The organism is Bacillus sp. FSL P4-0334 (assembly GCF_038004825.1).
In the GTDB taxonomy this organism is placed as follows: Bacteria; Bacillota; Bacilli; order Bacillales; family Bacillaceae; genus Bacillus; species Bacillus velezensis.
Window position 1 is genome coordinate 1,650,007 of record NZ_JBBORX010000001.1, and the last position, 18,880, is coordinate 1,668,886.

The 18,880-nt window shown below is 47.7% G+C and carries 15 protein-coding genes, 4 tRNA genes and 3 rRNA genes; 19 read left to right on the top strand and 3 right to left on the bottom strand.

Translation table 11 applies throughout. The annotated features are described in order from the left end of the window. The first annotated feature begins 276 nt into the window (after window positions 1–276). The 13 genes from NSQ37_RS08545 (at window position 277) to tsaD (ending at window position 11,136) form a co-directional block, all read left to right on the top strand. Entirely contained in the window at window positions 277–1,695 is a 1,419-nt protein-coding gene (locus NSQ37_RS08545) for a sugar porter family MFS transporter (protein ID WP_341123568.1), read from the top strand. Window positions 1,696–1,996: 301 nt separating this feature from the next. Continuing rightward, window positions 1,997–2,073: transfer RNA gene (locus NSQ37_RS08550), tRNA-Arg, on the top strand. An 8-nt stretch (window positions 2,074–2,081) separates the two neighbouring features. Next, a tRNA-Gly gene (locus tag NSQ37_RS08555) sits at window positions 2,082–2,155 on the top strand. A gap of 98 nt (window positions 2,156–2,253) precedes the next feature. Further along, a 16S ribosomal RNA gene (locus NSQ37_RS08560) occupies window positions 2,254–3,803 on the top strand. A gap of 233 nt (window positions 3,804–4,036) precedes the next feature. Continuing rightward, window positions 4,037–6,966 (top strand): 23S ribosomal RNA (locus NSQ37_RS08565). A 50-nt stretch (window positions 6,967–7,016) separates the two neighbouring features. Next, a 5S ribosomal RNA gene (gene rrf, locus NSQ37_RS08570) occupies window positions 7,017–7,132 on the top strand. The 16S, 23S and 5S rRNA genes sit together here with 4 tRNA genes alongside, the layout of an rRNA operon. A 19-nt stretch (window positions 7,133–7,151) precedes the next feature. After that, window positions 7,152–7,228: transfer RNA gene (locus tag NSQ37_RS08575), tRNA-Met, on the top strand. A gap of 10 nt (window positions 7,229–7,238) precedes the next feature. Beyond that, window positions 7,239–7,315 (top strand) — tRNA-Asp (locus tag NSQ37_RS08580). 182 nt (window positions 7,316–7,497) lie between these two features. Further along, window positions 7,498–8,475: a thiamine-phosphate kinase gene (thiL, locus tag NSQ37_RS08585; protein ID WP_043021605.1), complete on the top strand. Its 978-nt coding sequence runs from the start codon at window positions 7,498–7,500 to the stop codon at window positions 8,473–8,475. Window positions 8,476–8,490: 15 nt separating this feature from the next. Further along, on the top strand, window positions 8,491–8,967 hold the full coding sequence (gene tsaE, locus NSQ37_RS08590) for a tRNA (adenosine(37)-N6)-threonylcarbamoyltransferase complex ATPase subunit type 1 TsaE (RefSeq protein ID WP_007408853.1): 477 nt from the start codon (window positions 8,491–8,493) through the stop codon (window positions 8,965–8,967). Next, the gene (gene tsaB / locus NSQ37_RS08595; protein ID WP_043021606.1) at window positions 8,948–9,637 is read left to right on the top strand and encodes a tRNA (adenosine(37)-N6)-threonylcarbamoyltransferase complex dimerization subunit type 1 TsaB; all 690 of its coding nucleotides are present in this window, start codon (window positions 8,948–8,950) and stop codon (window positions 9,635–9,637) included. The genes tsaE and tsaB overlap by 20 nt, the downstream gene beginning before the upstream one ends. Window positions 9,638–9,647: 10 nt before the next feature. Next, on the top strand, window positions 9,648–10,103 hold the full coding sequence (gene rimI, locus NSQ37_RS08600) for a ribosomal protein S18-alanine N-acetyltransferase (protein ID WP_043021607.1): 456 nt from the start codon (window positions 9,648–9,650) through the stop codon (window positions 10,101–10,103). Next, the gene (tsaD, locus tag NSQ37_RS08605; RefSeq protein ID WP_043021608.1) at window positions 10,096–11,136 is read left to right on the top strand and encodes a tRNA (adenosine(37)-N6)-threonylcarbamoyltransferase complex transferase subunit TsaD; all 1,041 of its coding nucleotides are present in this window, start codon (window positions 10,096–10,098) and stop codon (window positions 11,134–11,136) included. Before rimI ends, tsaD begins: the two co-directional genes overlap by 8 nt. A gap of 222 nt (window positions 11,137–11,358) precedes the next feature. On the opposite strand, the gene NSQ37_RS08610 is transcribed toward tsaD, so the two are convergent. Further along, window positions 11,359–13,287, bottom strand: coding sequence for an ABC-F family ATP-binding cassette domain-containing protein (locus NSQ37_RS08610; RefSeq protein ID WP_043021609.1), 1,929 nt, complete (start codon window positions 13,285–13,287; stop codon window positions 11,359–11,361). 139 nt (window positions 13,288–13,426) lie between these two features. Here NSQ37_RS08610 and moaC point away from each other — a divergent pair, with 139 nt between their 5' ends. From moaC to tatC, 4 genes are read left to right on the top strand one after another with little or no spacing between them, the layout of a single operon-like run. Then, window positions 13,427–13,939 carry a cyclic pyranopterin monophosphate synthase MoaC gene (gene moaC / locus NSQ37_RS08615; RefSeq protein WP_003155986.1) on the top strand — a complete coding sequence of 171 codons (513 nt, stop codon included), beginning with the start codon at window positions 13,427–13,429 and terminating at the stop codon, window positions 13,937–13,939. Then, the gene (locus NSQ37_RS08620; protein WP_003155984.1) at window positions 13,936–14,583 is read left to right on the top strand and encodes a redox-sensing transcriptional repressor Rex; all 648 of its coding nucleotides are present in this window, start codon (window positions 13,936–13,938) and stop codon (window positions 14,581–14,583) included. Before moaC ends, NSQ37_RS08620 begins: the two co-directional genes overlap by 4 nt. A gap of 18 nt (window positions 14,584–14,601) precedes the next feature. Next, complete coding sequence (locus tag NSQ37_RS08625; RefSeq protein ID WP_003155981.1) at window positions 14,602–14,772, top strand: twin-arginine translocase TatA/TatE family subunit; 171 nt, start codon at window positions 14,602–14,604, stop codon at window positions 14,770–14,772. A 6-nt stretch (window positions 14,773–14,778) separates the two neighbouring features. Beyond that, entirely contained in the window at window positions 14,779–15,537 is a 759-nt protein-coding gene (gene tatC, locus NSQ37_RS08630; protein WP_095352346.1) for a twin-arginine translocase subunit TatC, read from the top strand. Window positions 15,538–15,575: 38 nt separating this feature from the next. Here tatC and NSQ37_RS08635 read toward each other — a convergent pair whose 3' ends face one another. Next, on the bottom strand, window positions 15,576–15,767 hold the full coding sequence (locus NSQ37_RS08635) for a YdiK family protein (RefSeq protein ID WP_003155975.1): 192 nt from the start codon (window positions 15,765–15,767) through the stop codon (window positions 15,576–15,578). Continuing rightward, complete coding sequence (locus NSQ37_RS08640) at window positions 15,764–16,498, bottom strand: CPBP family intramembrane glutamic endopeptidase (RefSeq protein ID WP_003155972.1); 735 nt, start codon at window positions 16,496–16,498, stop codon at window positions 15,764–15,766. The genes NSQ37_RS08635 and NSQ37_RS08640 overlap by 4 nt, the downstream gene beginning before the upstream one ends. A gap of 236 nt (window positions 16,499–16,734) precedes the next feature. Between NSQ37_RS08640 and groES the strand changes: the two genes are divergently transcribed. Further along, window positions 16,735–17,019: a co-chaperone GroES gene (gene groES / locus NSQ37_RS08645; RefSeq protein ID WP_003155970.1), complete on the top strand. Its 285-nt coding sequence runs from the start codon at window positions 16,735–16,737 to the stop codon at window positions 17,017–17,019. Window positions 17,020–17,060: 41 nt separating this feature from the next. Continuing rightward, window positions 17,061–18,695 (top strand): chaperonin GroEL, encoded by a 1,635-nt coding sequence (groL, locus tag NSQ37_RS08650; RefSeq protein WP_326365023.1) that lies wholly within the window; start codon window positions 17,061–17,063, stop codon window positions 18,693–18,695. Window positions 18,696–18,880: the final 185 nt, after the last annotated feature.

The following is an 18,880-nucleotide window of genomic DNA, read 5'->3' on the forward strand; positions in this document are numbered from 1 at the left end:
TCTGAAATATTTATTGACTGAAAGCGCTTTTAAAATTATGATAATAACATAAATGCCAATAATATCATTATAACTTCACTACAAAGTAACTATAAAATAACAATTTAACGAGAGGGGAGAGTGGATAATCACTATAAGTGATAACGCTTTCAAATTATTTTCTTCTTATATAACTGTTTTGGACGGTCAGAACTTGTATGCAGACGTTATGGGTGCAAATATTGATAACTGAATATTCCGATATTATCTCTGTGTAAAAACTAGGAGGATTTGAAGATGAATAAAAATAGCAGCCAGCATTCATTTTTGAGAACCATCATTTTAGTATCGACGTTCGGGGGTCTACTTTTCGGCTACGATACCGGTGTAATTAATGGGGCGCTGCCGTTTATGGCGGAAGCTGACCAGCTTAATCTTACCGCTTTGACTGAAGGGATGGTGGCGAGCTCCCTGCTCTTGGGGGCTGCGATCGGTGCGGTTTTCGGAGGGAGATTGTCGGACTATAACGGCAGACGTAAAAATATCCTTATCCTTGCCGTTTTGTTCTTTGTAGCAACGCTTGGATGTACACTGGCGCCTAGCGTATCGGTTATGATCATCTCCCGTTTTCTGCTGGGACTTGCCGTCGGGGGAGCATCCGTAACCGTTCCGGCATATTTGGCTGAAATGTCGCCGGCGGAAAGCCGAGGGAGAATGGTTACCCAAAATGAATTGATGATTGTAACAGGCCAGCTGCTTGCCTTCACGTGTAATGCTATCATCGGCAATGTGCTTGGTGATATCTCTCACGCCTGGCGCTATATGCTCGTTATCGCGGCCCTTCCGGCGGTATTCTTGTTTTTCGGTATGCTGAAAGTTCCTGAAAGTCCGCGCTGGCTGGTTTCTAAAGGGAGAAAAGAAGATGCTCTGCACGTTCTCCGGCGAATAAGGAATGAAGAGAAAGCGAAGTCTGAGCTCACTGAGATTGAATCTGCCTTTCATAAGGAAGCTGAGATGGAGCAGGCCGCCTTTAAGGATCTTGCCGTTCCGTGGGTGCGCCGCATTGTGTTTATCGGGATCGGAATTGCGGTAGTGCAGCAGCTCACCGGCGTGAATTCAATTATGTATTATGGAACTCAAATTTTAAAAGATGCCGGTTTCGAGACAAAAGCCGCATTAATCGGCAATATCGCTAACGGTGTGATTTCGGTGCTCGCGACTTTTGTAGGAATATGGCTTCTCGGCAAAGTCGGCCGCCGCCCGATGCTGATGACGGGGCTGATCGGAACGACTGCGGTGCTGCTTTTGATCGGAGTTCTGTCTGTCGTGCTGAAAGGATCGCCTGCTCTTCCTTATGTGGTTCTTTCATTAACAGTCACTTTCCTTGCGTTTCAGCAGGGGGCTGTCTCTCCGGTGACCTGGCTGATGCTGTCGGAGATATTCCCGCTTCGATTGCGGGGACTTGGTATGGGGGTCACTGTCTTCTGCCTCTGGATCGTGAACTTCCTTGTTGGTTTCACTTTTCCGGTCCTGCTCGCAAACATCGGATTGTCTGCAACCTTCTTCATTTTTGTCCTGTTAGGGATAGCGTCCGTTATATTTGTGAAAAGGTTCCTTCCGGAAACGAAAGGTCTGTCGCTCGAACAGCTTGAACAAAACTTCCGTACTTATGAAAAAACAGATCGTAATAGCGCAGAAGCCAAGGTGAGCGGGTAATCTGGATAGACGCGGGGTTCCTAGGAATCCTGCTTTTTTATTTATTATATAGAAGGGAATAATAAGTGAGAAAAAAGTTTCGTAAAAGTGTTGACCTAATTTAAAGTGCATGGTATATTATTAAACGTCGCTGATGAACAAAGCGATAACGACAAATGAGAAAATGATCTTTTAAAAAAAGACTTTACAAATTCTCGAAAGCGTGTATAATAAATGAGGTCGAGAAAAAGACTTCGAAAAGAAATAAAAAACACTTGACATCATAACTGATTGGTAGTATGATAGTTAAGTCGCCTGATAAGCGCCCGTAGCTCAATTGGATAGAGCGTTTGACTACGGATCAAAAGGTTAGGGGTTCGACTCCTCTCGGGCGCGCCAATTCAAACGCGGGTGTAGTTTAGTGGTAAAACCTCAGCCTTCCAAGCTGATGTCGTGAGTTCGATTCTCATCACCCGCTCCATTATAATGATCTTTGAAAACTAAACAAGACAAAACGTACCTGTTAATTCAAAGTTTTAAATAAATCGCACAGCGATGTGCGTAGTCAGTCAAACTACTTTATCGGAGAGTTTGATCCTGGCTCAGGACGAACGCTGGCGGCGTGCCTAATACATGCAAGTCGAGCGGACAGATGGGAGCTTGCTCCCTGATGTTAGCGGCGGACGGGTGAGTAACACGTGGGTAACCTGCCTGTAAGACTGGGATAACTCCGGGAAACCGGGGCTAATACCGGATGGTTGTCTGAACCGCATGGTTCAGACATAAAAGGTGGCTTCGGCTACCACTTACAGATGGACCCGCGGCGCATTAGCTAGTTGGTGAGGTAACGGCTCACCAAGGCGACGATGCGTAGCCGACCTGAGAGGGTGATCGGCCACACTGGGACTGAGACACGGCCCAGACTCCTACGGGAGGCAGCAGTAGGGAATCTTCCGCAATGGACGAAAGTCTGACGGAGCAACGCCGCGTGAGTGATGAAGGTTTTCGGATCGTAAAGCTCTGTTGTTAGGGAAGAACAAGTGCCGTTCAAATAGGGCGGCACCTTGACGGTACCTAACCAGAAAGCCACGGCTAACTACGTGCCAGCAGCCGCGGTAATACGTAGGTGGCAAGCGTTGTCCGGAATTATTGGGCGTAAAGGGCTCGCAGGCGGTTTCTTAAGTCTGATGTGAAAGCCCCCGGCTCAACCGGGGAGGGTCATTGGAAACTGGGGAACTTGAGTGCAGAAGAGGAGAGTGGAATTCCACGTGTAGCGGTGAAATGCGTAGAGATGTGGAGGAACACCAGTGGCGAAGGCGACTCTCTGGTCTGTAACTGACGCTGAGGAGCGAAAGCGTGGGGAGCGAACAGGATTAGATACCCTGGTAGTCCACGCCGTAAACGATGAGTGCTAAGTGTTAGGGGGTTTCCGCCCCTTAGTGCTGCAGCTAACGCATTAAGCACTCCGCCTGGGGAGTACGGTCGCAAGACTGAAACTCAAAGGAATTGACGGGGGCCCGCACAAGCGGTGGAGCATGTGGTTTAATTCGAAGCAACGCGAAGAACCTTACCAGGTCTTGACATCCTCTGACAATCCTAGAGATAGGACGTCCCCTTCGGGGGCAGAGTGACAGGTGGTGCATGGTTGTCGTCAGCTCGTGTCGTGAGATGTTGGGTTAAGTCCCGCAACGAGCGCAACCCTTGATCTTAGTTGCCAGCATTCAGTTGGGCACTCTAAGGTGACTGCCGGTGACAAACCGGAGGAAGGTGGGGATGACGTCAAATCATCATGCCCCTTATGACCTGGGCTACACACGTGCTACAATGGACAGAACAAAGGGCAGCGAAACCGCGAGGTTAAGCCAATCCCACAAATCTGTTCTCAGTTCGGATCGCAGTCTGCAACTCGACTGCGTGAAGCTGGAATCGCTAGTAATCGCGGATCAGCATGCCGCGGTGAATACGTTCCCGGGCCTTGTACACACCGCCCGTCACACCACGAGAGTTTGTAACACCCGAAGTCGGTGAGGTAACCTTTTAGGAGCCAGCCGCCGAAGGTGGGACAGATGATTGGGGTGAAGTCGTAACAAGGTAGCCGTATCGGAAGGTGCGGCTGGATCACCTCCTTTCTAAGGATTTTAACGGAATATAAGACCTTGGGTCTTATAAACAGAACGTTCCCTGTCTTGTTTAGTTTTGAAGGATCATTCCTTCAAAACATAGGAACACCTGCTAAATGCGCCACTTCCTGTGGCAACGCATGTGTTAGCATGTCCTATGCGTTGTTCTTTGAAAACTAGATAACAGAAGTAATTCACATTCAATTAGTAATGCAAGATATCACGTAGTGATTCTTTTTAACGGTTAAGTTAGAAAGGGCGCACGGTGGATGCCTTGGCACTAGGAGCCGATGAAGGACGGGACGAACACCGATATGCTTCGGGGAGCTGTAAGCAAGCTTTGATCCGGAGATTTCCGAATGGGGAAACCCACCACTCGTAATGGAGTGGTATCCATATCTGAATACATAGGATATGAGAAGGCAGACCCGGGGAACTGAAACATCTAAGTACCCGGAGGAAGAGAAAGCAAATGCGATTCCCTGAGTAGCGGCGAGCGAAACGGGACCAGCCCAAACCAAGAGGCTTGCCTCTTGGGGTTGTAGGACACTCTGTACGGAGTTACAAAGGAACGAGGTAGATGAAGAGGTCTGGAAAGGCCCGCCATAGGAGGTAACAGCCCTGTAGTCAAAACTTCGTTCTCTCCTGAGTGGATCCTGAGTACGGCGGAACACGTGAAATTCCGTCGGAATCCGGGAGGACCATCTCCCAAGGCTAAATACTCCCTAGTGACCGATAGTGAACCAGTACCGTGAGGGAAAGGTGAAAAGCACCCCGGAAGGGGAGTGAAAGAGATCCTGAAACCGTGTGCCTACAAGTAGTCAGAGCCCGTTAACGGGTGATGGCGTGCCTTTTGTAGAATGAACCGGCGAGTTACGATCCCGTGCAAGGTTAAGCAGAAGATGCGGAGCCGCAGCGAAAGCGAGTCTGAATAGGGCGAATTGAGTACGTGGTCGTAGACCCGAAACCAGGTGATCTACCCATGTCCAGGGTGAAGTTCAGGTAACACTGAATGGAGGCCCGAACCCACGCACGTTGAAAAGTGCGGGGATGAGGTGTGGGTAGGGGTGAAATGCCAATCGAACCTGGAGATAGCTGGTTCTCTCCGAAATAGCTTTAGGGCTAGCCTCAAGGTAAGAGTCTCGGAGGTAGAGCACTGATTGGACTAGGGGCCCCTACCGGGTTACCGAATTCAGTCAAACTCCGAATGCCGATGACTTATCCTTGGGAGTCAGACTGCGAGTGATAAGATCCGTAGTCGAAAGGGAAACAGCCCAGACCGCCAGCTAAGGTCCCAAAGTATACGTTAAGTGGAAAAGGATGTGGAGTTGCTTAGACAACCAGGATGTTGGCTTAGAAGCAGCCACCATTTAAAGAGTGCGTAATAGCTCACTGGTCGAGTGACTCTGCGCCGAAAATGTACCGGGGCTAAACGTATCACCGAAGCTGCGGACTGTTCTTCGAACAGTGGTAGGAGAGCGTTCTAAGGGCTGTGAAGCAAGACCGGAAGGACTTGTGGAGCGCTTAGAAGTGAGAATGCCGGTATGAGTAGCGAAAGAGGGGTGAGAATCCCCTCCACCGAATGCCTAAGGTTTCCTGAGGAAGGCTCGTCCGCTCAGGGTTAGTCGGGACCTAAGCCGAGGCCGAAAGGCGTAGGCGATGGATAACAGGTTGATATTCCTGTACCACCTCCTCACCATTTGAGCAATGGGGGGACGCAGGAGGATAGGGTAAGCGCGGTATTGGATATCCGCGTCCAAGCAGTTAGGCTGGGAAATAGGCAAATCCGTTTCCCGTGAAGGCTGAGCTGTGATGGCGAGCGAATTATAGTAGCGAAGTTCCTGATTCCACACTGCCAAGAAAAGCCTCTAGCGAGGTGAGAGGTGCCCGTACCGCAAACCGACACAGGTAGGCGAGGAGAGAATCCTAAGGTGATCGAGAGAACTCTCGTTAAGGAACTCGGCAAAATGACCCCGTAACTTCGGGAGAAGGGGTGCTCTGTTAGGGTGCAAGCCCGAGAGAGCCGCAGTGAATAGGCCCAGGCGACTGTTTAGCAAAAACACAGGTCTCTGCGAAGCCGTAAGGCGAAGTATAGGGGCTGACGCCTGCCCGGTGCTGGAAGGTTAAGAGGAGCGCTTAGCGTAAGCGAAGGTGCGAATTGAAGCCCCAGTAAACGGCGGCCGTAACTATAACGGTCCTAAGGTAGCGAAATTCCTTGTCGGGTAAGTTCCGACCCGCACGAAAGGCGCAACGATCTGGGCACTGTCTCAACGAGAGACTCGGTGAAATTATAGTACCTGTGAAGATGCAGGTTACCCGCGACAGGACGGAAAGACCCCGTGGAGCTTTACTGCAGCCTGATATTGAATGTTGGTACAGCTTGTACAGGATAGGTAGGAGCCTTGGAAACCGGAGCGCCAGCTTCGGTGGAGGCATCGGTGGGATACTACCCTGGCTGTATTGACCTTCTAACCCGCCGCCCTTATCGGGCGGGGAGACAGTGTCAGGTGGGCAGTTTGACTGGGGCGGTCGCCTCCTAAAAGGTAACGGAGGCGCCCAAAGGTTCCCTCAGAATGGTTGGAAATCATTCGCAGAGTGTAAAGGCACAAGGGAGCTTGACTGCGAGACCTACAAGTCGAGCAGGGACGAAAGTCGGGCTTAGTGATCCGGTGGTTCCGCATGGAAGGGCCATCGCTCAACGGATAAAAGCTACCCCGGGGATAACAGGCTTATCTCCCCCAAGAGTCCACATCGACGGGGAGGTTTGGCACCTCGATGTCGGCTCATCGCATCCTGGGGCTGTAGTCGGTCCCAAGGGTTGGGCTGTTCGCCCATTAAAGCGGTACGCGAGCTGGGTTCAGAACGTCGTGAGACAGTTCGGTCCCTATCCGTCGCGGGCGCAGGAAATTTGAGAGGAGCTGTCCTTAGTACGAGAGGACCGGGATGGACGCACCGCTGGTGTACCAGTTGTTCTGCCAAGGGCATCGCTGGGTAGCTATGTGCGGACGGGATAAGTGCTGAAAGCATCTAAGCATGAAGCCCCCCTCAAGATGAGATTTCCCATTCCGCAAGGAAGTAAGATCCCTGAAAGATGATCAGGTTGATAGGTCTGAGGTGGAAGTGTGGCGACACATGGAGCTGACAGATACTAATCGATCGAGGACTTAACCAATTTGAATGTATGCTTACTGTTATCTAGTTTTGAGAGAACACTCTCAATGGTTTGGTGGCGATAGCGAAGAGGTCACACCCGTTCCCATGCCGAACACGGAAGTTAAGCTCTTCAGCGCCGATGGTAGTCGGGGGTTTCCCCCTGTGAGAGTAGGACGCCGCCAAGCTTTTCTAAAATTTTATCATCGCGGGGTGGAGCAGTTCGGTAGCTCGTCGGGCTCATAACCCGAAGGTCGCAGGTTCAAATCCTGCCCCCGCAACCAAAAAATAAATGGTCCGGTAGTTCAGTTGGTTAGAATGCCTGCCTGTCACGCAGGAGGTCGCGGGTTCGAGTCCCGTCCGGACCGCCATTTTTATTGTAAACGAAACGATCATGTTTTCGTTTTTTTTGTGTTTTCTTTTAAATGCTGGCAGCTTGGTATCTAACCAAGCTTTCTTTTATATCGTTAAAGTCTTGGATATTGAAACATAATCCGATACACTAGAAAGAGCTGTATTTCACAAGAGCGTCAGAAAGGGAGACGGGAGATATATGGATGAGTTTGATTTGATTCACAGTATTACGCCGCATTCGCATTATCATCCTTCCGTCGATGTAGGGATCGGTGATGATGGTGCGGTTTATACAGCGTCACCCCATATGCAGCAAATTGTCTGCCTTGATACAATGGTGGAGAATGTCCATTTTAAATTAGAGTATTCCTCTCCTCATGATATCGGTTATAAAGCGCTTGCTGTTAACATTAGTGACGTGGCGGCGATGGGAGGCATTCCGAAGTTTTATTTGGTGTCTCTAGCGGTTCCTTCTTGCTGGCAGAAAGCTGACGTCCAGGCAATGTATGAAGGAATGGCGGAACTGGCGAAACTATATCAAATGGATTTGATCGGGGGAGATACCGTCTCCGCTTCCGGTCAAGCTGTTATTACCGTTACTGTCATCGGAGAAATTGAGAAGGATCGCGCTTGTCTGCGAAGCTCGGCAAGACCCGGGGATGTTGTGTTTGTTACGGGGGATATCGGTTCGTCTGCAGCAGGACTGTCTCTTTTGTTGGGAGAAACACTTCCTTCTGCTTTTCACACGAGTGATTATTTTATCCGAAAACATAAACGGCCCGTTCCGAGAGTTCAGGTCGGCCGCTTCTGCTCTCAGCTTCAGCGCACGGCTCTGAATGATATCAGTGACGGATTGGCCAGTGAGCTGCATGAAATAGCTGCGGCAAGTTCAGTTACGATAGAAATTGAAGAACAACTTCTGCCGGTGCATCCGGATTTGCCTGAGGGAGATTCTGAGTGGAAGAAATGGGTGTTATTTGGCGGTGAAGATTTTGAATTGGTTGGAACGGTTTCTCAGCAAGAGTGGATTTCTTTGCTTGATTACTGCACTCAATCGGGCATTCCGATTGCGAAGATAGGAGCGGTAACTGAACGGAAGGAAGCATGGGTTCTTTTGACAGCCAATGATCAGAGACAAATCGTCCTTGAGAAAAAAGGATACAATCATTTTAAATAAGACGGGTGACTCACTTTGAAGACATTACAATGGAGAACGAAAAACCCCGAAGAAACGAAAGCCGTAGCCAAGCTTGCCGCTTCTTTGGCAAAGCCGGGAGACATTTTGACACTGGAAGGCGACTTAGGCGCGGGAAAAACGACTTTTACAAAGGGTTTTGCCGAAGGACTGGGAATCACGAGAGTGGTAAACAGCCCGACTTTTACAATTATAAAAGAATACCATGACGGTTCGCTTCCTCTATATCATATGGATGTGTATCGTATGGAGGATGAAAGCGAAGACTTAGGACTTGAAGAATATTTTGAGGGACAAGGCGTCTGTTTAATTGAATGGGCTCATTTAATTCAGGATCAGCTGCCTGCTGAACGGCTGCAGATCGTCATCACAAGAGCCGGTGATGAGGCAAGGGACATTACCTTTACGGCTTGCGGAACACGGTATGAAACGCTTTGTGAGGAGATAAATAAACATGACAATACTGGCAATTGATACGTCAAATTACACGTTGGGTGCCGCGCTCGTTCGTGACAAAACGGTGAGGGCGGAGTATATTACATATTTAAAAAAGAATCATTCCGTGCGGGCCATGCCTGCTGTCAATTCATTGCTGAAGGATTGCGGCCTAACACCGCAGGACCTTACGAAAATAGCGGTGGCGAAAGGACCGGGTTCGTACACAGGTGTCAGAATCGGTGTGACGCTGGCAAAAACATTGGCATGGTCGCTGAAGCTTCCGGTTTCCGCTGTCTCGAGTCTGGAGGTGCTGGCGGCTAACGGACGGCACTTTCAAGGACTGATCTGCCCGTTATTTGATGCCCGGCGCGGACAGGTATATACGGGACTTTATGAATATCAGGACGGCCGATTACAATCCGTTCTTCCTGATCAGAATGTCCTTTTGACTGATTGGCTCGGCATGCTGAAAGAAAAAGCGTCTCCGGTTTTATTTTTAGGGCACGATACAGCCATTCATGAAGAAACCATTCTGCATGAGCTGACATCTCAAGCAGTGATTGGAACGGCTGCACAGCATAATCCGCGGCCGTCAGAGCTGGCGTTTTTAGGCTTGGAAAAAGAGGAAGCGGATGTCCACAGCCTTGTTCCGGATTATTTGCGTCTGGCAGAGGCTGAAGCGAAATGGATGGAATCTCAAAAATAGGGTGATAGGGATGAAAACGAAAACGGCGATTCGAAGCATGCGTCCGGAAGATATTGATCAAATTTATGAAATTGAAACAGCATCCTTTACTTCTCCGTGGACGAAGGATTCATTTTATCATGAGCTTTTGGAAAATCCGTATGCCCACTACCTTGTCATTGAAAAGGACGGCTGTCTGGCGGGGTATTGCGGAATCTGGATTATTATAGATGACGCGCAGATTACGAACATAGCCATTAAGCCGGAATATCGGGGCCAATCATTGGGAGAAACGCTGTTTCGCTCTGCGATAGAATTGTGCAGAGAAGAAAAGGCAAGAAGGCTCTCTCTCGAAGTCAGGGTCTCAAATCATCCCGCCCAATCCTTATATAAAAAATTCGGTCTTCAGGCCGGAGGAATCAGAAAACAATACTATACAGATAACGGAGAAGATGCGTTATTAATGTGGGTGACATTACATGAGTGAAAAACAAGATATTTATGTATTAGGAATCGAAACAAGCTGTGATGAAACAGCGGCCTCGGTCGTGAAAAACGGGAATGAAATTATTTCAAACGTTGTCGCTTCTCAAATTGAAAGCCATAAACGTTTCGGCGGGGTCGTGCCTGAAATAGCGTCCAGACATCATGTGGAGCAGATTACCCTTGTGATTGAGGAAGCTCTTTCAAAAGCGGAGATGGGCTTTGATGATCTTGATGCGATTGCCGTAACGGAAGGACCCGGACTTGTCGGAGCCCTGTTAATCGGAGTCAATGCGGCAAAGGCGTTAAGCTTTGCCCATCAAATACCGCTAGTCGGCGTCCATCACATTGCGGGTCATATTTATGCAAACAGGCTGATAGGAGAGCTTCAATTCCCGGCGCTTGCTTTGGTTGTGTCAGGCGGACATACGGAATTGGTTTATATGAAAGAGCACGGTTCATTCGAGGTTATCGGTGAAACGCTGGATGATGCCGCAGGCGAAGCTTATGACAAAGTGGCAAGAACGATGGGGCTTCCTTATCCGGGAGGGCCGCAGATTGATAAGCTGGCTGCTGTGGGAACGGATTCCATTCCGCTTCCGCGTGCGTGGCTGGAAGAAGGGTCTTACAATTTCAGCTTCAGCGGCCTGAAGTCAGCCGTGATTAACACGCTTCATAACGCCTCACAAAAAAATGAGGTGATTCCTCCGGAGGATCTTGCCGCAAGCTTTCAGCAGAGTGTCATTGATGTACTGACGGCAAAAACCTCTAAGGCCGCGAAAGAATACGGGGTTAAACAAGTGCTGCTGGCAGGGGGCGTAGCCGCTAACAAAGGGCTGAGAGCCGCACTGCAGCAGGAATTCAGCCATTCGGGAGATCCCGAGCTTATCATCCCGCCGCTTTCTTTATGCACGGACAATGCAGCGATGATTGCGGCTGTTGGAACCGTTGCTTTTGAAAAGGGGATCCGGGGCTCATATGATATGAACGGACAGCCCGGTTTGGAATTAACATCTTTTGATCGTCTCACGTTGTAAAACGTGAGGCTTTTTTTACTTATTAACAGATAATTCTAACATATCCACAGGATTGTGAATATATTCAGAAATCCAGGCTGGATAAGGGGCTGTAAGTTGTTAGTAAAGTGGATAAAGTCAGAAAATTTTGTGGATAGTGTGTATAACACGCTTACTTACATGGCTGACAAGGAGGATAGCTGTGGATAAAAAAGCACCCCTTAAAGAGGTGCTTGACTTTTTCTATTCTTCTGAGGAGAGTTCCTCCCATTCTGCTAATAAGTTTTCGAGCTCATGATTCAGAGCTTCATTCTCCGCGTGAATGGTCTGTACCTTTTCATGATCCTGATACACGTCAGGATCGCACAGCAGCTCCTCATTGGCGCTGATTTTCTCTTCGGCTGATGAGACGGCTGCTTCAATTTCTTCAATGCGTCTCAGGCGCTGCCGTTCTTTCTTCTTCCATTCTTTTTCTTCCTCGTAAGTTCTTTTCGTATCCTGTTTGACCTTGCCGGCAGGCTGAGCCTGCTCCTTTTCCTGCCGCTTCATTTCTTCCAGTTCCAGCTGCTGGGCTTTTTTCTCGGTGTAATAGTCATAGTCACCCAAATATTCTTCTGCATGATCCGGAGACAGCTCCAGCACCCTTGTGGCGATCCTGTTAATAAAGTAGCGGTCATGCGATACAAATAACAGTGTTCCCGGATAGTCGATCAGGGCGTTTTCCAGCACTTCTTTACTGTCCAGATCAAGGTGGTTTGTCGGTTCATCAAGGATGAGAAAGTTTGCTTTTTGCAGCATCAGCTTGGCAAGCGCGACTCTTGCTTTCTCACCGCCGCTTAGAGAACGGACAGGTTTCAGGACATCGTCTCCGCTGAACAGGAAGTTGCCGAGGCATGTCCTGATCTCTTTTTCCGGCATGTCCGGATATTCATCCCACAGCTCGTCCAGCACGCGTTTGGACGAGGTCAGTTCAGCCTGCTCCTGATCATAATAGCCGATTGTGACATTGGAACCGTACGTGATCGATCCGGATTCGGGGCTGAGCGTGTTCATAATGGTTTTCAGCAAGGTTGATTTGCCGATTCCGTTCGGTCCGACGAGGGCGGCGCTTTCGCCTCTTGTAATGCCGAAGGTCAGGTTTTTCAAGAGCGGCGGCTGGCCGTCATAGCTGATGGAAACATCCTGTACGCGCAGGACGTCGTTTCCGCTCTGTTTTGTAATGTCAAAACGGAAGGCGGCTGATTTTTCATCACCGAGCGGCTTTGCCATGACGTCCATCCGTTCAAGCTGTTTTCTTCTGCTTTGGGCTCTTTTCGTTGTAGAAGCTCTGGCCAGATTGCGGTCGACAAAATCTTGAAGCTTGGCGATTTCGTCCTGCTGTTTTTCATACAGCTTCAGGTCTTTCTCATACTGCTCAGCTTTTTGTTCTAAATAGGCGCTGTAGTTGCCGAGATATTTTTTGCTTTCTGTCCGTGAGACCTCGTACACTTGGCTGACGACTTTATCAAGAAAGTATCTGTCGTGGGAAACGATCAGGATGGCGCCTGAATATCCCTGTAAATAATGCTCAAGCCATGTAAGCGTATCGATGTCGAGATGGTTCGTCGGTTCATCCAGAATAAGGAGATCAGGCTGGGTCAGCAGCAGTTTTCCGAGCGCAAGTCTTGTTTTCTGACCGCCGCTCAGGCTTTGCACTTTCACGGAATCGTCAAATTTTCCGAAGCCGAGGCCGTGAAGGATAGATCGGACATCCGCTTCATATTGATAGCCGCCTTTATCCTTGAAATCCTGCTGAAGCCTGTCATAGGTTTTCATCAGCGTCTCAAGCTCCGCGGGGGCGGCCGTGGCCATCTTTTCTTCAATAGAGCGCATCTCTTTTTCCATTGCTTTCAGGAAATCAAAAACGCTCAGCAGTTCTTCTTTTATGGTAAGCTGGGATTCCAAGCCTGTGTGCTGGGCGAGATATCCCATCGTTAATTCTTTCGGTTTGATTAATTCACCCTTTTCATATGAAAGGTGACCTGCGATAATTTTAAGGAGAGTTGATTTGCCGGCTCCGTTTCTGCCTACTATGGCGATGCGATCCCGAGATCTGACTTCAAGCTTTATATTGTTTAAAATAGGATCAGCGCCAAAAGATTTGGATAGCTGATTAATTTGTAAGATCATCATATTATTTCACCTCTGTTATAATAAGTTAAGTGTAGCTTATCAACCTGCTGTCAGCAAACAATACATCAGAATTGGAACATTATAGGATAAGACATCAGGGAGAAAATAGTGTATGATCAGAAGTAAGGAGAGTTTAAATATGAATGGATTTTCTCATTTTAATGAAGAAGGCCGTGCCCGCATGGTGGATATAAGCGATAAATCTTCAACAGTCCGTACTGCCGCTGCGATATCCAGCGTACACATGAAGCATGACGTGTACAGCAGAATCAAAAACCGCGAGATCGGAAAAGGAGACGTGCTGGCTGTCGCACAGGTGGCAGGAATTATGGCCGCAAAGCAGACGTCAGCGATTATCCCGATGTGCCACCCGCTTTCTTTAAGCAGCGTCGACATTTCATTCGGCTGGGAGGAAAAGGATTCCGAAGCCGTTCTTCATATACAGGCAAGCGTAAAAACGAAAGGGAGTACAGGTGTGGAAATGGAAGCGCTAACTTCCGCTTCAGTCTGCGCTTTGACCGTTTATGATATGTGCAAGGCGCTGGATAAAGGAATGGTCATCGGCCCGACCTGCCTCATGGAAAAGACAGGAGGCAAAAACGGTGATTTTAAAAGAGATGCATCTGAGTATAAAGTGGAGGACCAATCATGAACAAGGATCAATCAAAAATTCCACAGGCGACGGCAAAACGGCTGCCGCTTTATTATCGCTTTTTAAAGAATTTACACGCGTCAGGAAAACAGCGCGTTTCATCAGCTGAACTGAGCGACGCGGTAAAAGTCGATTCGGCCACGATCCGCCGGGATTTTTCCTATTTCGGGGCGCTCGGCAAAAAAGGATACGGCTATAATGTGGATTACCTGCTGTCATTTTTCAGAAAAACACTGGATCAGGATGAAACGACGAACGTCATTTTGATCGGTGTCGGGAATTTAGGGACGGCGTTTCTTCACTATAATTTCACAAAAAATAATAACACAAAAATATCTATGGCTTTTGATGTGAATCAGAGTAAAATAGGAACTGAGGTAGGCGGTGTGCCTGTCTTTGATCTTAATGATTTAGAGCTTCACATTAAGGATGAACCCGTGGCGATTCTTACCGTTCCTGCGGTTGCCGCCCAGTCAATCACCGACCGGCTCGTGTCGCTCGGAATCAAGGGGATCCTTAACTTTACGCCGGCCCGTTTGAATGTGCCGGATCACATTCGAATTCATCATATAGATTTAGCTGTAGAGCTTCAATCATTGGTTTATTTCTTGAAGCATTATTCTGTTTTGGAAGAAATTGAATAGCGAAAGGAGGAGCTGCACATGATCGGTCCTGGAAGCCTGGCGGTTATCGGTGTGGTAGCGGTGATTATTTTCGGTCCGAAGAAGCTTCCCGAATTAGGAAAAGCGGCGGGGGACACGCTTCGTGAATTTAAGAACGCTACTAAGGGATTAGCCGGTGAAGAAGAGGAAAAAAAGAAAGAAGAACAGTAAGATAGGATGACGCGTATGAGAGTGAATCAAATGACGCTTGTGGAGCATATTGCCGAACTTCGGAAACGATTGCTGATTGTGGCGTTATCCTTTACGGTTTTCTTTATTGCCGGCTTTTTTCTGGCAAAACCTATCATTGTGTATCTTCAAAAAGCCGATGAAGTAAAAGAGCTCACCCTTAATGCTTTTAACCTGACGGATCCGCTGTTTATCTTTTTGCAGTTCGCGTTTATCATCGGCATCATTTTGACTTCGCCGATTATTCTCTATCAGATTTGGGCGTTTGTCAGCCCGGGTCTGTATGAGAAGGAGCGCAAAGTAACACTCAGCTATATTCCGATTTCGATCGTGCTGTTTGTCGGTGGTGTGTCGTTTTCTTATTATATTTTATTTCCGCTGGTCGTTGATTTTATGAAGCGGGTCTCGAATGACCTCGATGTCAACCAGGTGATCGGGATCACCGAGTACTTTCATTTTCTGCTGCAGCTGACGATTCCGTTCGGACTGCTGTTTCAGATGCCGGTGCTGATCATGTTTTTAACGAGACTCGGTGTGATCACGCCGATGTTTTTATCGAAGATCAGGAAGTACGCGTATTTTGTGCTGCTTGTGATCGCCGCGATGATTGCGCCGCCTGAGCTGCTGTCTCACTTGATGATTACCATTCCGCTTTGCATTTTATACGAGGTCAGTATCCTGATTTCAAAAGCGGCGTATCGGAAAAGGCAGACCAGCAGTGAATCCGATCAGGACGTATCAGCATAAAAAAAGCCATTTCTCAATGATGAGAAATGGCTTTTCTTTTATTTTTGATTTTTTTTCACTTTAAATGAGAAAGCGAACATTTTAAACGAGATGCTGATATTATAAGCGGCGAAAACCATCAGCAGTATGGAATAAAAAGACCACATGCTTCCCGGAGAGCTTGCGGCCAAATACGTAAAGATACAGCCGACTGCGAAATAAATCAAGCCCCAAGTCATTGGGTTCCTCATACAAACAATCCTCCAATAATTAATTGCATTTGCTCACTATGCTGTTCAATATATTTTTGGGCGGGGCCGAGCTGCATGACCACGACAATGGTATTCATCATGACATGGGCGAATATCGGCACAATAATCCGTTTCGTCTGCACATACAAGAACGCAAAGGTAAAGCCCATGGCCGTATACAGCAGCAGGTGCGTGAGGTCTTGATGCACAATGCCGAAAATGACGGAACTGATCAGTCCGGCGATAAAGAAATTCGTTTTTTCATATAATACACCGAAAATGATCTTCCGGAAAATGATTTCTTCAAGAATCGGCCCGACGATAGAAGAAACGATAATCATGAGCGGCATGGCTTTAATAATGTTGAGAATGGCTTTCGTGTTTTCGGAACCGCTGCCCACATGAAAGACATACTGCTCAATCATCCCGGCGATTCCCTGAGAAAATAAAGCGAGCCATATTCCCGCGACCGCCCAGAGAACGGACATGCCGGCGGATGCTTTCTTCCCGTTTCTTAATGTCTGCTTCGGCGCGGTTCTCAAAATCAAGAGAACGATAATCAGGCAGATAAAAAAGCTTACGACGGAATAAATCCCCTGAGCCATGGTGAGATTCGCATTCGTAGGGTGCCCGCCCGCATAGCCGAATTTGTACATTAAAGGAATGCCGATCAATGCGGAAAGCTGCATGATAACATATGTCAAAATGATATACCAATACTGTTTTCTCAAATGATATGTACTCCTTTATCCTATAAAATCAACTTATTTGTTCTTATTGTAACACAAGTGAACTTGACGTGAAAAAAGGAGAAAATCAGTGCGAGAGAGAATCATGTAAGCGTGAAAATTTTTTATTCTTATGACTTGAAATTGGAAGTGAGATTCTTTATTATAATAACTGTGTTAGCACTCTTTAGAGCTGAGTGCTAAAATTACATATTCATACTATTGAGGAGGTTATTACATTGTTAAAGCCATTAGGTGATCGCGTTGTCATTGAACTCGTAGAATCTGAAGAAAAAACTGCCAGCGGAATCGTATTACCGGATTCTGCAAAAGAAAAGCCGCAAGAAGGCAAAATCGTGGCAGCCGGTTCAGGTCGCGTGTTGGAAAGCGGAGAGCGCGTTGCTTTAGAAGTAAAAGAGGGCGACCGCATTATCTTCTCAAAATACGCCGGTACTGAAGTGAAATACGAAGGTACTGAATACTTAATCTTACGTGAAAGCGACATTTTAGCTGTAATCGGCTAAGCAAATAAATATTTTTAAAAATTCGAGGAGGTTTCGTTAACATGGCAAAAGATATTAAGTTTAGTGAAGAAGCACGCCGCGCTATGCTTCGCGGTGTCGATGCGCTTGCTGACGCTGTAAAAGTAACTTTAGGGCCAAAAGGACGCAACGTGGTTCTGGAGAAAAAATTCGGTTCTCCGTTAATTACAAATGACGGTGTGACAATCGCAAAAGAAATTGAACTTGAAGATGCGTTTGAAAACATGGGTGCGAAGCTTGTAGCTGAAGTAGCCAGCAAAACAAACGACGTTGCCGGTGACGGTACGACGACTGCGACTGTACTTGCGCAGGCTATGATCCGCGAAGGCCTTAAAAACGTAACTGCGGGGGCTAACCCTGTCGGCGTGCGTAAAGGTATGGAACAAGCCGTGACTGTAGCAATCGAAAACTTAAAAGAAATTTCTAAGCCGATCGAAGGCAAAGAGTCTATCGCTCAGGTTGCTGCGATCTCTGCTGCTGATGAGGAAGTCGGAAGCCTTATCGCTGAGGCAATGGAGCGCGTAGGAAACGACGGCGTCATCACAATCGAAGAGTCTAAAGGATTCACAACTGAGCTTGAAGTTGTTGAAGGTATGCAATTCGACCGCGGATATGCGTCTCCTTACATGGTGACTGACTCTGATAAGATGGAAGCGGTTCTTGACAATCCTTACATCTTAATCACAGACAAAAAAATCACAAACATCCAAGAAATCCTTCCTGTGCTTGAGCAAGTTGTACAGCAAGGCAAACCATTGCTTCTGATCGCTGAAGATGTTGAAGGTGAAGCGCTTGCTACACTCGTTGTCAACAAACTTCGCGGCACATTCAACGCTGTTGCCGTTAAAGCTCCTGGCTTCGGTGACCGCCGTAAAGCAATGCTTGAAGACATCTCTGTTCTTACAGGCGGAGAAGTAATCACAGAAGACTTAGGCCTTGACCTGAAATCTACTGAAATCGGACAATTGGGACGCGCTTCTAAAGTTGTGGTAACGAAAGAAAACACAACAATCGTAGAAGGCGCCGGCGACACTGAAAAAATCGCTGCACGCGTCAACCAAATCCGCGCTCAAGTGGAAGAAACAACTTCTGAATTCGACAGAGAAAAATTACAAGAGCGTCTTGCGAAACTTGCCGGCGGCGTAGCTGTCATCAAAGTCGGCGCTGCGACTGAAACTGAGCTGAAAGAGCGCAAACTTCGCATCGAAGACGCCCTCAACTCAACTCGCGCAGCTGTTGAAGAAGGTATCGTATCCGGCGGTGGTACAGCGCTTGTCAACGTATACAACAAAGTCTCTGCAGTGGAAGCTGAAGGCGATGCGCAAACAGGTATCAACATCGTGCTTCGCGCGCTTGAAGAGCCGATCCGTCAAATCGCGCACAATGCAGGTCTTGAAGGATCTGTCATCGTTGAGCGCCTGAAAAACGAAAAAATCGGCGTAGGCTTCAACGCTGCAACTGGCGAATGGGTAAACATGATCGAAAAAGGTATCGTTGACCCGACAAAAGTTACACGTTCAGCCCTGCAAAACGCAGCTTCTGTAGCAGCAATGCTCTTAACAACTGAAGCGGTTGTCGCTGACAAACCGGAAGAAAACGCCGGCGGCGCAGGAATGCCTGACATGGGCGGCATGGGCGGTATGGGCGGTATGATGTAAAAAATTATGATCCCTGTTTGGACATAAGGGGTTGCCAGATGTAATGCCATACGAGGTCTCTCACAAGTTCAATGAATTTGTGAGGGGCTTTTTTTATTTCTATCATTCATCTCAAATTACGAATGAATGATGCTAATTTATTTAAGTTAGCATCGGCTATAGTACAAGATACTCTCAATTTTCCA

What these genes read in the sequence shown, in the direction of transcription:
- NSQ37_RS08545 (WP_341123568.1), top strand. Translation starts at nt 277, where the DNA reads ATGAATAAAAATAGCAGCCAGCATTCATTTTTGAGAACCATCATTTTA.
- thiL (WP_043021605.1), top strand. Translation starts at nt 7,498, where the DNA reads ATGGATGAGTTTGATTTGATTCACAGTATTACGCCGCATTCGCATTAT.
- tsaB (WP_043021606.1), top strand. Translation starts at nt 8,948, where the DNA reads ATGACAATACTGGCAATTGATACGTCAAATTACACGTTGGGTGCCGCG.
- rimI (WP_043021607.1), top strand. Translation starts at nt 9,648, where the DNA reads ATGAAAACGAAAACGGCGATTCGAAGCATGCGTCCGGAAGATATTGAT.
- tsaD (WP_043021608.1), top strand. Translation starts at nt 10,096, where the DNA reads ATGAGTGAAAAACAAGATATTTATGTATTAGGAATCGAAACAAGCTGT.
- NSQ37_RS08610 (WP_043021609.1), bottom strand. Translation starts at nt 13,287, where the DNA reads ATGATGATCTTACAAATTAATCAGCTATCCAAATCTTTTGGCGCTGAT.
- moaC (WP_003155986.1), top strand. Translation starts at nt 13,427, where the DNA reads ATGAATGGATTTTCTCATTTTAATGAAGAAGGCCGTGCCCGCATGGTG.
- NSQ37_RS08620 (WP_003155984.1), top strand. Translation starts at nt 13,936, where the DNA reads ATGAACAAGGATCAATCAAAAATTCCACAGGCGACGGCAAAACGGCTG.
- NSQ37_RS08625 (WP_003155981.1), top strand. Translation starts at nt 14,602, where the DNA reads ATGATCGGTCCTGGAAGCCTGGCGGTTATCGGTGTGGTAGCGGTGATT.
- tatC (WP_095352346.1), top strand. Translation starts at nt 14,779, where the DNA reads ATGACGCGTATGAGAGTGAATCAAATGACGCTTGTGGAGCATATTGCC.
- NSQ37_RS08635 (WP_003155975.1), bottom strand. Translation starts at nt 15,767, where the DNA reads ATGAGGAACCCAATGACTTGGGGCTTGATTTATTTCGCAGTCGGCTGT.
- groL (WP_326365023.1), top strand. Translation starts at nt 17,061, where the DNA reads ATGGCAAAAGATATTAAGTTTAGTGAAGAAGCACGCCGCGCTATGCTT.